Annotated in this window: 13 protein-coding genes; 5 read left to right on the plus strand and 8 right to left on the minus strand. The window is 70.3% G+C overall.

Translation table 11 applies throughout. The annotated features are described in order from the left end of the window. The first annotated feature begins 86 nt into the window (after positions 1 to 86). Entirely contained in the window at positions 87 to 686 is a 600-nt protein-coding gene (locus tag LDO11_RS14915) for an LON peptidase substrate-binding domain-containing protein (protein ID WP_435574657.1), read from the plus strand. Between the two features lie 6 nt (positions 687 to 692). On the opposite strand, the gene LDO11_RS14920 is transcribed toward LDO11_RS14915, so the two are convergent. Then, positions 693 to 2,705 carry a bifunctional DedA family/phosphatase PAP2 family protein gene (locus tag LDO11_RS14920; protein ID WP_232142242.1) on the minus strand — a complete coding sequence of 671 codons (2,013 nt, stop codon included), beginning with the start codon at positions 2,703 to 2,705 and terminating at the stop codon, positions 693 to 695. Positions 2,706 to 2,801: 96 nt separating this feature from the next. Between LDO11_RS14920 and LDO11_RS14925 the strand changes: the two genes are divergently transcribed. Further along, positions 2,802 to 3,467, plus strand: a complete 666-nt coding sequence (locus LDO11_RS14925) for a protein kinase family protein (protein WP_129135175.1) — start codon at positions 2,802 to 2,804, stop codon at positions 3,465 to 3,467. 7 nt (positions 3,468 to 3,474) lie between these two features. On the opposite strand, the gene LDO11_RS14930 is transcribed toward LDO11_RS14925, so the two are convergent. Continuing rightward, positions 3,475 to 4,164: a hypothetical protein gene (locus LDO11_RS14930; protein WP_232142243.1), complete on the minus strand. Its 690-nt coding sequence runs from the start codon at positions 4,162 to 4,164 to the stop codon at positions 3,475 to 3,477. A gap of 80 nt (positions 4,165 to 4,244) precedes the next feature. Here LDO11_RS14930 and LDO11_RS14935 point away from each other — a divergent pair, with 80 nt between their 5' ends. After that, positions 4,245 to 5,063, plus strand: a complete 819-nt coding sequence (locus tag LDO11_RS14935) for an SDR family oxidoreductase (protein WP_232142244.1) — start codon at positions 4,245 to 4,247, stop codon at positions 5,061 to 5,063. Positions 5,064 to 5,066: 3 nt separating this feature from the next. Here LDO11_RS14935 and LDO11_RS14940 read toward each other — a convergent pair whose 3' ends face one another. Then, the gene (locus LDO11_RS14940) at positions 5,067 to 5,987 is read right to left on the minus strand and encodes an ion transporter (protein WP_232142245.1); all 921 of its coding nucleotides are present in this window, start codon (positions 5,985 to 5,987) and stop codon (positions 5,067 to 5,069) included. Continuing rightward, positions 5,984 to 7,147, minus strand: coding sequence for a trans-sulfuration enzyme family protein (locus LDO11_RS14945; protein ID WP_232142246.1), 1,164 nt, complete (start codon positions 7,145 to 7,147; stop codon positions 5,984 to 5,986). The genes LDO11_RS14940 and LDO11_RS14945 overlap by 4 nt, the downstream gene beginning before the upstream one ends. Positions 7,148 to 7,217: 70 nt before the next feature. Here LDO11_RS14945 and LDO11_RS14950 point away from each other — a divergent pair, with 70 nt between their 5' ends. After that, positions 7,218 to 8,468, plus strand: a complete 1,251-nt coding sequence (locus LDO11_RS14950; protein ID WP_232142247.1) for an acetylornithine transaminase — start codon at positions 7,218 to 7,220, stop codon at positions 8,466 to 8,468. A gap of 49 nt (positions 8,469 to 8,517) precedes the next feature. Here the strand turns inward: LDO11_RS14950 and hemL are convergent, their stop codons facing one another. Together hemL and thiE are read right to left on the minus strand one after the other, a co-directional pair. Beyond that, on the minus strand, positions 8,518 to 9,813 hold the full coding sequence (gene hemL, locus LDO11_RS14955) for a glutamate-1-semialdehyde 2,1-aminomutase (RefSeq protein WP_232142248.1): 1,296 nt from the start codon (positions 9,811 to 9,813) through the stop codon (positions 8,518 to 8,520). Between the two features lie 43 nt (positions 9,814 to 9,856). Then, positions 9,857 to 10,501 carry a thiamine phosphate synthase gene (gene thiE, locus LDO11_RS14960; RefSeq protein WP_232142249.1) on the minus strand — a complete coding sequence of 215 codons (645 nt, stop codon included), beginning with the start codon at positions 10,499 to 10,501 and terminating at the stop codon, positions 9,857 to 9,859. Positions 10,502 to 10,558: 57 nt separating this feature from the next. Between thiE and LDO11_RS14965 the strand changes: the two genes are divergently transcribed. Next, positions 10,559 to 10,750 (plus strand): rubredoxin, encoded by a 192-nt coding sequence (locus LDO11_RS14965; RefSeq protein WP_129135182.1) that lies wholly within the window; start codon positions 10,559 to 10,561, stop codon positions 10,748 to 10,750. Positions 10,751 to 10,787: 37 nt separating this feature from the next. Here the strand turns inward: LDO11_RS14965 and LDO11_RS14970 are convergent, their stop codons facing one another. Together LDO11_RS14970 and LDO11_RS14975 are read right to left on the minus strand one after the other, a co-directional pair. After that, positions 10,788 to 11,633: a SirB1 family protein gene (locus LDO11_RS14970; protein WP_232142250.1), complete on the minus strand. Its 846-nt coding sequence runs from the start codon at positions 11,631 to 11,633 to the stop codon at positions 10,788 to 10,790. A 54-nt stretch (positions 11,634 to 11,687) separates the two neighbouring features. Further along, entirely contained in the window at positions 11,688 to 12,146 is a 459-nt protein-coding gene (locus LDO11_RS14975; protein ID WP_129135184.1) for a DUF192 domain-containing protein, read from the minus strand. Positions 12,147 to 12,582: the final 436 nt, after the last annotated feature.

The raw sequence follows: 12,582 nt of genomic DNA on the forward strand, positions 1-12,582 counted from the left end.
GGGTACGCCGGCAGGGCGATGATCGAGAGGCCGGATCGCGTGGGTGCGCGCATGGCGGCTATGAGCACCGGCCGATCCCGCCTACGATGCGATCGATGAACCCGTCCGATGGCTCCGCGCCGCTGCCGCTGTTCCCGCTGTCGAGCGTGCTGCTGCCCGGCGCGGCCACCACGCTGCGCATCTTCGAGCCACGCTACCTCGACCTGGTGCGCGACTGCGGCCGCAACGGCAGCGGCTTCGGCGTCTGCCTGATCCTGGAGGGCAGCGAAAGTGGGGCACCCGCGTTGCCCGCCGCGGTCGGCACGCTGGCCACGATCGAGGATTTCGACCGCGACGCCGATGGCCTGCTGGTGCTGCGCGTGCGCGGTGGCCGGCGGTTCCGCGTGCGCCAGGTTCGGGTGCGCGACAACGGTCTGCTGGTTGCCGACGTCGTGTGGCTGGCCGATGACGTGCCCGCACGGACGCGCCCCGAACACATGCTGCTGGCCGAGCTGCTGCGGCGCATGCTCGAGCGCGCGGTCGGTGAGGGCGTGGTGCGCATCCCGGAACACCACTTCGCGGATGCGGCGTGGGTGGGCTGGCGGCTGGCGGAACTGCTGCCGCTGGGCGAACACGAGCGCCAGGCGCTGCTGCAGGAGGACGATGTTCACGCCCGCCTGCAGCGGCTGCTCGAACAGGTTGCCTGAGCGCGCCTATTCGACGCTGGCGGTTCCGGACGGCTCGCGCGTGCGCACGCGCAGTACCGCCACGCCGGATTGTGGATGCACGGCCTCGGCGGTCTCCAGTCCCGCAAGGTCGGCGCGCAGGGCCAGCCAGGCATCGTGTGCATCGGTCTGCGGCTGCCACAGCCCGAACAGGCCGAACAGCGGGCGCGTGTAATCCAGCGTCTGCACCGTGCCCACCCATAGCGGCTCGCCGCTTTCCAGCAATGCCGGCGCGTGCCACAGCCGCAGCACCTGTTCGTGTCCACCGTCGGTCGGGCGCCGCATCAGCAGCACTTCCGCCTCGGTATCGAGAGCGGCAGGCAGCACCGCCTGCTCCGATGCCGGGGTGTCGTCGTCGAGCAGGCCGAGCACGGCCACCCAGTCGGCCTGTGGCTGGACCACCCAGCCCCGCTGTTCAAGGTGCGCGCGCAGCGGCGGCAGCGGCCCCGCCACCTGCAGGTCGAGCGGCCAGCGCAGGTCGGCGCTGCGTTCGTTGCGGCGCGAGGGCAGGGTCTTCCATGCGGTGTCCCACCAGCCAGCCTCGGTGATGACCCGGGTCGGTGGCGGCGGCACGAAATCGGCCAGCAGGCGGTCGACCGCGCGTGGCGCATGCCAGGCGGCGGCCACGGCGAAGGTGATGTAGAACACCAGCGACAGCGGCCGCATCCAGAACGAGCGCGCCACGTGCCGGCGGTAGGCCAGCCCCAGCACCAGCAGCCACGCCACCCCGAGCAGCACGCCGCCGACCACGTCGCTGAGCCAGTGCGCGCCGAGGTAGATGCGCGCGAAGCCGAGCAGCGAGACCGTCACGCCGGTCACCAGATAGGGCCACACACGGTTGCGGCCGGGCAGCTCGCGGGCGATCAGCACCGCGAAGAAGCCGAAGGTGATGGTGGTCATGGTCACCGTCATCGACGGGAAGCCGAAGCCGCTGTGCGCCGTGGGCGGCCGCGGGACGTCGATCACCGCCTCCAGGCCCGCGGTCAGCACCAGCCCGAAGGCCAGCGCGGCCAGCCAGTGCGCAGCGGCCAGGAAGCGCCGCCGCCACACCAGCCAGAGAAGCGCCAGGCCCGCGGCCGGTACCAGCACCACCGCATCGCCGATCGAGGCGAGGCCCGCCATCAGACGGTCCGCCAGCGGATTGCGCAGCGCGATCATCGTCTCGTAGACGCTGAGGTCGACCATCAGCGGTTCGCCGCGCATCAGCACCGTGGTCAGCAGCGCGAACCAGGCCCAGGCGATCGCCAGCAGGCAGACGGCCAGGATCGCCAGCGAGGCCGACTCCGGCCGCCGCGGGTCGATCAGCGCACCGGCATAGCGGCCGAACACCGGGTGTGCACGCGACCAGGCAAGCCCCCGCGCCAGCAGCTTGTTGGCGTGGGCGTCGAACCAGCGGTAGGTGTAGACCACCAGCGCCCAGGCCAGCGCCAGCACCACCGCAAGCGCACCCAGCACGAGCGCGAGCCGGTCGGCGACCGCGGCCACCGCATCGTAGGAGGCGCCGAAGATCCAGCCCGGAGCGAGGAACAGCGCCGCCCACGAGATGCACGCCACCAGACTGACCGGCAGGTAGCGGCGCAGCGGCATCTTCGCGATGCCGGCGATTGCCGGCACGAACGGCCGGATCGCGCCGACGTAGCGCGCGATCAGGATGCTCTTGAGTTCATTGCGCCGGAACAGCACCTCGCCGCGGTCGAGCAGCTGCGGGTAGCGGTGGAACGGCCACACCTGGCGCAGGCTGCCGCCCCAGCGGCGTCCGACCCAGTAGCTGACGCCGTCGCCGGCGAACGCGCCCAGCGCCGCGCAGGCCACCGCGTACGGCCCCGAGATCTCCCCGAGCCCGATCAGCACGCCGATCGCGAACAGCAGCGGCAGCGCCGGCACCACCGCGCCGAGGATGATCACCGAATCGGCGAACGCGATCAGGAAGATGACGAGCCCGGCCGCCAGCGGATGGTCGCCGATCCAGGCGACGGTGTTCTCGAAGAATTCGGGCAGCATCGCCGCATTATGACAGCGGCATCGAGGGCATCCGTGGCGGCGGCGACGCCCCGGCCAGCTTCGCGACAGGCTCGTGCGCCCACGTACACTGCAGCGATGACACGTCCCGATGCCACGGAACGCCGTGCACTCAAGGCCGACAGCTTCGGCCGCATCTCGCTGATGGAAGACGCCCACGGCCACCGCTTCGTGCGCCGCGATCTCGCCCATGTGCCGCTATGGCTGCGGCTGCCGGCGTGGTGGCTGGCGCGGCGCGAGGCGCGCGCGCTGCAGGCCATCGACGGCATGCCCGATACGCCGCGGCTGCTCGACTGGACCGGCCGCCGCCTGGACCGCAGCTTCATGGCCGGAAATGCCATGTACCAGCGCCCGCCGCGCGGCGACGTGGCCTACTTCCACCAGGCGCGCCGCCTGCTGCAGCAGCTGCACCGGCGCGGCGTGGCGCACAACGACCTCGCCAAGGAGGCGAACTGGCTGGTGCTCGAGGATGGCCGCCCGGCACTGATCGATTTCCAGCTCGCCACCCGTGGCGATCCGCGCGCGCCGTGGATGCGCCTGCTGTTCCGCGAGGACCTGCGCCATCTCCTCAAGCACAAGCGCATGTACTGCCGCGAGGCGCTTACGCCGGTCGAGAAGCGGTTGCTGAAGCGGCGCTCGTGGCTGCGCAACCTCTGGTTCCGCACCGGCAAGCCGGTCTACCGGGTGGTCACGCGCCGGATCCTGCGCTGGGAAGACAACGAGGGGCAGGGGCCGAAACCGTGAACCGCGCTCATTCGATGCCCAGCACCTGCTGGCCGGCGAATTCGCGGCTGCTGTCGAAGTCGTAGGCCACCTTCAGGTGGCCGAGCGTCTCGCAGGCATGGCAGGTGCGCAGCGGTGTCGCATAGATGAAGCGCACGCCGCCCTCGGGCAGCGCCTGGCGTTCGACGAACTCCGCCGGCGCGAATGCGCGCGCATCGGGATGCGAGGTGCGGAAGGCCTCGATGGACGGCACCGACAGTGCGGATTCCGCCAGGCTGTCGACATCGGTCGGGCGACCGCGGCTGTCCACCAGCCAGGTGCCGTGATTGGTATTGGCGCGGAAGGGGTATCCGATGGTGGCGACGCCCACGCCGTCGCGCTCCTCCCAGGCTGACACATGGCCCGCTTCGCCGCGCCCGCGCAGGCGCTCGCTCACGGCGATTGCCGCAGCCGACGCATCGCCTGCGCGCATCGCGTCGGCCAGGCAGGCGTCCACTGCGCCGGTCCCGGTGCGGCAGTGCTCCAGGGGCCCGTTCCAGACCGCTTCGGGACCCGGCACGCGCGACGGCGGCGGATCCTGCGCGGCGTCGTCGAGCGGCGGCAGGATCGCGTTGGAGGCGTCGGTTGCCGGCGTCTGCATTGCCGGGCCGGGCCCGGCCTGCCGGCAGCCTGCAAGCAACAGGCCCGCGATACAGCCCGCAAGCAGGGTGGCTCGCATGGGATGATCCCTCCAGCGGCGCCGGAACGGCGACGCACCGAGTCTAGGCAGCCGGCGGCACCGCGGCGTGAGGAGGTTCCATGGCGTCACTTGCGGGCAAGACCCTGTTCATTACCGGCGCATCGCGTGGTATCGGCCTGGCGATCGCCGAGCGCGCGGCCCGCGACGGCGCCAACGTCGCGATCGTCGCGAAGTCCGACGTACCCAACCCGCGCCTGCCGGGCACCATCCACACCGCGGCGCAGGCCGTGACCGCCGCGGGTGGGCAGGCGCTGGCACTGCGCTGTGACATCCGCGAGGAAGACCAGGTGCGCGCCGCGGTGGCGGCAACGGTCGATGCCTTCGGCGGCATCGACATCCTCGTCAACAATGCCAGCGCGATCTGGCTGCGCGGCACGCTGGAGACGCCGATGAAGCGCTTCGACCTGATGCAGCAGGTCAACGCGCGCGGCAGCTTCCTGTGCGCGCAGGCCTGCCTGCCGCATCTGCTCGAGGCGCCGAACCCGCACATCCTCACACTGGCGCCGCCGCCGTCGCTGGACCCGAAATGGTGGGGCCCGCACACCGGCTACACGCTGGCCAAGATGGGCATGAGCTTCGTGACCCTGGGGCTTGCCGCGGAGTTCGGGCCGCGCGGGGTGGCGGTCAACGCACTGTGGCCCCGCACCATCATCGCGACCGATGCGCTCAACATGATTCCCGGTGTCGACACTGCCGGTGCGCGCACGCCGGCGATCATGGCCGACGCCGCGCACGCGGTGCTGACGCGCCCGGCGCCGGGCTTCAGCGGCCGGTTCCTGATCGACGAGGAGGTGTTGCGCGAGGCCGGAATCGGGAATTTCGACGCCTACGCGGTGGATCCCTCCAGGCCGCTGTATCCGGACCTGTTCCTGAACTGAGCCTCAGGGGCCAGTCGTCGATTCCGCCCCGGCCACGGACAACTGCTGGCCGCAGCGCCGGCAGTGCAGCGCGTCATCGGCGTGCCCGTGGAGCCCGCAGGCCACACATGCACGGGGCGGGGTGTCGCCGCCCCCACCGCCCGATTCACGCAGGCTGGTGACCAGTTCGGCGGTGTAGATGCCGGTGGGCACCGCGATGATGCTGTAGCCGGTGAGCACCAGCAGCGAGGTGATGAAGCGCCCGCCGACGGTCTGCGGGACGATGTCGCCAAAGCCGACGGTCGCCACGGTGACGATCGCCCAGTACATGCTGAGCGGGATGCTCTCGAACCCGTGCTCGGGTCCTTCGACGACGTACATCAGCGCCCCCGCCACGACCACGATCGTCAGCACGCTGAAGATGAAGACGAAGAGCTTGCGCCGGCTGCGCCACAGGGCGCGCACCAGCACCGTGCTTTCCTCCATGTAGCGCGTGAGCTTGAGGATGCGGAACAGGCGCAGGATGCGCAGGATGCGCACCACCAGCAGGCTCTGGCTGCCGGGCATCAGCAACGACAGGTAGGTCGGCAGGATCGACAGCAGGTCGATCACGCCCCACACGCTGACCGCATACCGGAGCGGATGTTTCACCACCAGCAATCGCAACACATACTCGGCGGTGAAGATCAGGGTGAACGCCCACTCCAGCCCGTACAGCAGCCGGCCGTGGGCGAGGTTGATCGAGGCCACGCTGTCGAGCATCACCGCCAGCACGCTGGCGAGGATGGCGACCATGAGCATCAGGTCGAAATTCCTCGAAGGTGGCGTGTCGTGCCGGTAGATCACGTCGAACAGTGCGCGCCGCCAGCCGTGTTCGCGGGCAGGTGCCAGCAGCGGCCGATCATCACTGTCGGCGCGTTCGTGGGGCCGCGACGTGCGCGTCACGCGTGCAGCGCCTGCGCGAGGTCGTCGATGAGGTCCTGGGCATGTTCGAGTCCCACCGACAGCCGCAGCAGCCCGGCCGGGCTGACGCTGTCGGCGCCTTCGATCGATGCGCGATGTTCGACCAGCGACTCGGTCGAACCCAGCGAGGTGGCGTTGGTGAACAGCTCCAGGCGCCGTGCGGTGGCCAGCGCCGCCTCGCGCCCGCCGTGCAGCTCGAACGACAGCATGCCGCCGTAGCCGCGCATCTGCCGCGTGGCCACCACATGGCCCGGATGCGCCTCGAGGCCCGGGTAATGCACCGCCGCCACCCGCGGATGCGCGGCCAGGAACGCGGCCACCGCGGCCGCGTTCGCGCCGTGTCGCTCCAGCCGTACCGGCAACGTGCGCAGGCCGCGCAGCGTCATCCACGCCGAGAACGGCGATGCACTGCTGCCGAACATCCGGCGCACGTCGTAGCAGGCCGCAGCCAGGTCGTCGTCGGCGGCGAAGGTGAGCGCGCCACCCATCGCATCACCATGCCCGTTGAGGTACTTGGTGGTCGAGTGCAGCACGATGTCGGCACCGAGCGCGAGCGGATGCTGCAGCGGCGGCGGCGCGAAGGTGCCGTCGACGAGCAACGGCGCGCCCGCCTCACGTGCCAGTGCCGCGAGCATGGCGATGTCGCAGACCTTCAGCCGCGGATTGGACGGTGTTTCCACCCACAACAGCGCGGTCGGCGCCGACAGCGCGGCGCGCACCGCGTCGGGATCGGTGGCATCGACCACGGTATGGCGCAGCCCGTGCGGTGTCAGGAAGCGAGCGATCAGCGCCCGGTAGCCGAAATAGGTGTCGTCGGCGATGACGAGGTGGCTGCCCGGCGGCAGCGCCTGCAGCACCGCGGCGCCGGCGGCCATGCCGGTGGCGAAGAACAGCGCGCGCGCGCCCCCATCCAGCCGCGCCAGCACGCGTTCCAGCTGCTGCTGGTTGGGGTTGTCGTGACGCTGGTAGAGAAAGCCCAGCGGCGTCTGCGCATCGGCGCTGTGCTCGAACGTGGTCGACAGCTGCAGGGCTGCGGTCAGCGCGCCGTTGGCCGGGTCGGGCGAGACCCCGGCGTGCGCGGCGATGGTGTCGGGGTGGGCTGGGCGTGGGGCGTCGGGGGCGTCGGAATCGGGGCTGGACATGCGGTGTCGGCGGCGAGGGCGGATAATGGCGGCGGCCCGAACGACGGGTCGTGCCGGACGACACTCTGCCATGAACCACACCGCTGCTCCTGCGGCTTCGCTCACCGCACTCGCCGGGCGTTACTGGCTGCCCGTGTACCGGCCGCGCGACCTCGTGCTCGCACGTGGCGAGGGTTCGCGGCTCTGGGACAGCGAGGGCCGCGACTATGTCGACCTCGCCGCCGGCATCGCGGTGTGCAGCCTCGGTCACTGCGACCCCGACCTCACCGCCGCACTGGTGGAGCAGGCCGGCCGGCTCTGGCACACCAGCAACGCGTTCTACAGCGAGCCACCGCTGCGGCTCGCCGAGGAACTGGTCACCGCCTCGCGCTTCGCCCGCCGCGTGTTCCTGTGCAACTCCGGTGCCGAAGCCAACGAGGCGGCGATCAAGCTGGTGCGCAAGTGGGCATCGGGCGAAGGCCGCAGCCCGCAGCAGCGGGTGATCGTGACCTGCCGTGGCAGCTTCCACGGCCGCACCCTGGCGGCGGTCACCGCCACCGCACAACCGAAGTACCAGGCCGGCTACGAGCCGCTGCCGCAGGGCTTCCGCTACGTCGACTTCAACGACCTCACCGGGCTGGAAGTGGCGATGGCCGCCGGCGACGTTGCCGCGGTCATGCTCGAGCCGGTGCAGGGCGAGGGCGGGGTGACGCCGGTGGCGCCGGGTTACCTGCGCGCGGTGCGGGAACTGTGCGATCGCCACGGCGCGCTGCTGGTGCTCGACGAGATCCAGTGCGGCATGGGCCGGACCGGCACGCTATTCGCGCACTGGCAGGACGACGTGGTGCCCGACATCGTCACCCTCGCCAAGGCGCTGGGCGGCGGTTTTCCGGTGGGCGCGATGCTCGCGGGCCCGAAGGTGGCCGACGTCATGCAGTTCGGCGCGCACGGCAGCACTTTCGGCGGCAATCCGCTGGCCAGCGCGGTGGCGCGCGTGGCGCTGCGCAAGCTGTCGTCGCCCGAAGTCGCGGCCAATGTCACCCGCCAGTCGCGCGAGCTGCGCGATGGCCTGCAGGCGATCGATGCCGAGCTCCGGGTGTTTTCCGAGGTGCGGGGCCGCGGCCTGATGCTGGGCGCACAGTTGCGCGATCCCTACGCCGGCCGCGCGGGCGAGATCCTCGACGCCTGTGCAGGCGAAGGGCTGATGGTGCTCCAGGCCGGTCCGGATGTGTTGCGCTTCGTGCCGGCGCTGACGATCACCGATGCCGATGTGGCCGAAGGGCTGCAGCGCCTGGCCCGCGCGCTGCGCAGCGTTATCGCCGCTGCGCCTGCCGGCCGCTGAGGAGGCCGGAACCCACCACACCGTTGACCGGTGTGGTGGGCGTCGTCGTTCAACCCGCGCCGACCACCGCGAACGCCTCGCGCGCAGCGGCAAGCGTGGCGTCCAGCGTCTCCCGGTCGTGTGCCGACGACACGAACCCCGCCTCGAACGCCGACGGTGCCAGGAACACGCCGCGCTCGAGCATCGCGTGGAAGAACCGCGAGAACGCCGCGGTGTCGCAGGCCACCGCCTGCGCATAGGTGTCGACCTTGGGCGCGTCGGTGAAGAACATGCCGAACATCGCGCCCACCCGGCTGGTGGTGAAGGGAACGCCGGCATCGCGCGCGGCCCCTTCCAGTCCGTCGCACAGCGCATTGGCATGCGCCTCGAGGCGGTCGTGGAAGCCCGGCTCCTGGATCACCCCGAGCAGCGCCAGCCCGGCGGCCATCGCCACCGGATTGCCCGACAGCGTGCCGGCCTGGTAGACGGGGCCCGCCGGCGAGATCTGCGACATCAGGTCGCGGCGGCCGCCATACGCACCCACCGGCATGCCCGCGCCGATGATCTTGCCGAAGGTGGTGAGGTCGGGCGTCACGCCATAGCGCGCCTGCGCGCCGCCCAGGGCCACGCGGAAGCCGGTCATCACCTCGTCGAAGATCAGCACGGTGCCGTGGCGCGTGCACAGCTCGCGCAGGTGCTGCAGGAAGCCGTCGCGCGGCACCAGGCAGTTCGCATTGCCGGCGACCGGCTCGATGATCAGGCCGGCGATCTCGTCACCGGCCTCGGCGAAGAGCGCCGTCGCGGCGTCGAAGTCGTTGTAGGGCAGGGTGAGCGTGAGGTCTGCCAGCGCCTTCGGAACGCCCGGGGAATTCGGCACGCCGAAGGTCAGCGCGCCGCTGCCGGCCTTGACCAGGAACGAGTCGCCGTGGCCGTGGTAGTTGCCTTCGAACTTCACGATGCGGCTGCGGCCGGTGGCCCCGCGTGCCAGGCGGATCGCCGACAGCGTGGCCTCGGTGCCGGAGTTGACCATGCGCACCATCTCGCACGATGGCACCAGCCGGGTCAGCGTTTCGGCCATCGTCACCTCGGCGGCGCACGGTGCGCCGAATGACAGCCCGTTGCCGAGTGCCTGTTTCACCGCCTGGCGCACTGCCGGATGGTTGTGGCCGGCGATCATCGGACCCCACGAGCCGACGTAGTCGATGTAGCGGTTGCCGTCGACGTCGTACAGGTACGCGCCGTCTGCACGCTCGACGAAAAACGGCGTGCCGCCGACCGAGCCGAACGCGCGCACCGGCGAGTTCACTCCGCCCGGCAACAGCTGGCTGGCGCGCTGGAACAACTCCTGGGAACGTGCGTGCTGCATGTCGGAACTCCGGTAAGGCGTCGCATGACGCCGGAAAAGTCGATCAGGAAGGGGGGTGGGCGCGGTCGAACACGGCGCGATAGGCGCACGCCGCGGCTACCGGGTCGGGCGCGTCGAAGACGCTGCCGACCACCGCGATGAGATCCGCTCCGGCATCGAGTAGCGGACCGGCATTGTCCGGGGTGATGCCGCCGATGGCCACCCGTGGCACGCCCAGCGCCGCCGCCTGGCGGAGCAGATCAGGGTGGGCGCGACGTGCGCCGGGCTTGGTCGCACTCGGGTGGAAGGCACCGAAGGCCACATGGTCGGCACCGGCCTCAACCGCACGTCGCGCACGCGCGATGTCGTCATAGCAGGACGCGCCAACCAGCGCGGCCGGCCCCAGCAGAGCGCGCGCCTGCGCCAGATCCCCGTCGTCTTCGCCCAGATGCACGCCATCGGCGCCGATCCGTGCCGCGAGCGCCGCATCATCGTTGATCAGCAGCCGCACCCCGTGCACGCGTGCAAGCGCCAGCAGAGCGGCGGCCTGCTCGATGCGCAACGCGGCATCGGCCTGCTTGTTGCGGTACTGCAGCCAGCTCGCATGGGGCAGCACCGCCTCGACACGCGACAGCAGCCGCGCGGTATCGGGGTCGTCGGGAGTGATCAGGTACAGGCCACGCGGGCGCTGTGGGAAGGTTGCAGGCACGGAACTCGCTCGGGTGCTGTGGGAGAATGCCGGAATGCCCGACGCGACCATTATCCGATGACCGACAGCACCGCCGCCTCCACCCTGCGTACCTGGATGTGCGTGGTGTGCGGGTTCATCTACGACGAGGCGCTTGGCATGCCGGACGAGGGCATCGCGCCGGGAACGCGCTGGGAGGACGTGCCCGAGGACTGGACCTGCCCGGACTGCGGCGTGACCAAGGACGATTTCGAGATGATGCCGCTCTGAGCCGGCCCGCGGCGGGCCGGTCGCGCGTGGCGCACGGTCAATGCAGCCGCGAACGTTCGCCGCTGGCCACGATCAGCAGTTCACGCACGCGCGCCGCGTCCCCGGCCCCCGGTCGCGCCTGCAGGTAGCGCGTCAGGTCGTCGCGCGCGCCACGCAGGTGGCGCATGCGGAAATAGCACAGCCCGCGATCACGCAGGGCGTCGGCGTTGTCGGGCAGCAGGTGCAGCACCCGGTCGATGCAGCGCAGCGCCCGCTCCCAGTCCCCGGACTTGACGTAGACCGCGTACAGATTGCGCAGCATCCGCACCAGGATCGCGCGGTTGGATGCGGGATGCAGGATCTGCTGCAGCACCTGGTCATCCAGCCCGGTGCCATCCAGGTGTGCAAGCGCGCGTTCGCGCAGCTCGTCCACATCGAGCGGGCGGCCGCGGTTGAACGGGTCCATCACCAGCACGCCACCATCCACCGGCAGCCGCACCAGAAAATGGCCGGGGAACGACACGCCATCCAGGGGCAGCCCGAGTCGCCGGGCGACCTCCATCTGCACCAGTCCCAGCGAGAGGGGGATGCCGAGGCGCCGCTCGCAGACCTCGTTGAGGTAGCTGTTGCGTGGATCGTCGTAGGTCTCGTGGTTGCCGGTGTAGCCCTGTTCCTCGAACAGGTAGCGGTTGATGACCATCATCTTCAGCGGCCAGTGCGACGCGGCATCCACGCGCGGGCGCAGCGCGGCCGCATGCGCCGCGATCAACTCCCCGTAGACCGCAGGATCGAGGTCCGGGTACTCGTCACGGGCGATCAGCAGCGCACTGGAGAACAGCGGGATCGCATCATCATCCAGCGCGGCGAGGCCGGCCCAGTTCGGCAGCGGGGTCCGCTCATGCATGCTGCGAGCCTGCGCTGCGGCGTGGAGCGTTGCAAGACACCGCCGGCCGGGCGTTCAGCGCGGAATATCGATGCCTGGGCCCACCTGCAGTTGCGCGCCATCCTGCAATTGCAGCCGGGCCGCCTCCCCCGCATTGAGTTCCAGCACGAAGCGCGCCGGCGCTGCGCTGGGGTAGGGTGGACAGCGGTCGCCCGCAGTACACGGCGGCACATCCCGCTGCTGCGATACCAGGCGCAGACCGCTGTCGAAGTAGAGGATGTCCAGCGGGATGCGGGTGTTCTTCATCCAGTAGGCCTGCGGGCGCTCCTCCTCATGGATGAAGAGCATGCCGTGATCGCGCGGCATCGAGTCGCGGAACATCAGCCCACGGGCGCGGCTGGCGTCGTCGTCGGCGACCTCGACGATGTAGCGCTCGCCGCCCAGCTCCACCCATCGCCCGCCCGCAGTCGCACAGGCGGTCGCCAGCAGTACGAGGCAGGCCAATGCGATGCGGAGCAGGGGGCGAAAGGTCATGGCAGGCGTCATCCGGTTGCGGGAGCTGAACATCGGCGACCAGCCGCACCCCGTCAAGCACTCCGGGGCTTCCACTTCTGTCCGTAGATCGGCACAATGCGCGCCCGCTTCGGCAGACCACCGTTGCAGCGGTTCGACCCGGTCGTCACGAGGGGTTGACGCGGAAGATGATCGCGCTAGAATGCGCGGCCCGATTCGAGCCAAGCGCACGGATGGGGGCGAAAAAAAAGTTTCACAGGGTGTTGACAGAAACACGATCCGCGCTAAGATGGGCGGCTCACCTCGACGGAAACGTCGCGGTACGGAAACAAGGGGTTCGCGGCGCTGAGGCCGGAGCCTGAAGATCTTTGACAGTGTACGCAGGAGACTTGTGCGGACGTCTGGCGGCTGGATGACCATCCAACAACGCAGACGTTCGAAAGAGCACAGAGTCGAT

It is taken from the genome of Alterluteimonas muca (assembly GCF_021191595.1).
Taxonomy (GTDB): domain Bacteria; phylum Pseudomonadota; class Gammaproteobacteria; order Xanthomonadales; family Xanthomonadaceae; genus Luteimonas; species Luteimonas muca.

What these genes read in the sequence shown, in the direction of transcription:
- LDO11_RS14945 (WP_232142246.1), bottom strand. Translation starts at nt 7,147, where the DNA reads ATGTCCAGCCCCGATTCCGACGCCCCCGACGCCCCACGCCCAGCCCAC.
- LDO11_RS14950 (WP_232142247.1), top strand. Translation starts at nt 7,218, where the DNA reads ATGAACCACACCGCTGCTCCTGCGGCTTCGCTCACCGCACTCGCCGGG.
- LDO11_RS14925 (WP_129135175.1), top strand. Translation starts at nt 2,802, where the DNA reads ATGACACGTCCCGATGCCACGGAACGCCGTGCACTCAAGGCCGACAGC.
- LDO11_RS14965 (WP_129135182.1), top strand. Translation starts at nt 10,559, where the DNA reads ATGACCGACAGCACCGCCGCCTCCACCCTGCGTACCTGGATGTGCGTG.
- LDO11_RS14975 (WP_129135184.1), bottom strand. Translation starts at nt 12,146, where the DNA reads ATGACCTTTCGCCCCCTGCTCCGCATCGCATTGGCCTGCCTCGTACTG.
- LDO11_RS14930 (WP_232142243.1), bottom strand. Translation starts at nt 4,164, where the DNA reads ATGCGAGCCACCCTGCTTGCGGGCTGTATCGCGGGCCTGTTGCTTGCA.
- LDO11_RS14920 (WP_232142242.1), bottom strand. Translation starts at nt 2,705, where the DNA reads ATGCTGCCCGAATTCTTCGAGAACACCGTCGCCTGGATCGGCGACCAT.
- LDO11_RS14935 (WP_232142244.1), top strand. Translation starts at nt 4,245, where the DNA reads ATGGCGTCACTTGCGGGCAAGACCCTGTTCATTACCGGCGCATCGCGT.
- LDO11_RS14970 (WP_232142250.1), bottom strand. Translation starts at nt 11,633, where the DNA reads ATGCATGAGCGGACCCCGCTGCCGAACTGGGCCGGCCTCGCCGCGCTG.
- LDO11_RS14915 (WP_435574657.1), top strand. Translation starts at nt 87, where the DNA reads ATGCGATCGATGAACCCGTCCGATGGCTCCGCGCCGCTGCCGCTGTTC.
- hemL (WP_232142248.1), bottom strand. Translation starts at nt 9,813, where the DNA reads ATGCAGCACGCACGTTCCCAGGAGTTGTTCCAGCGCGCCAGCCAGCTG.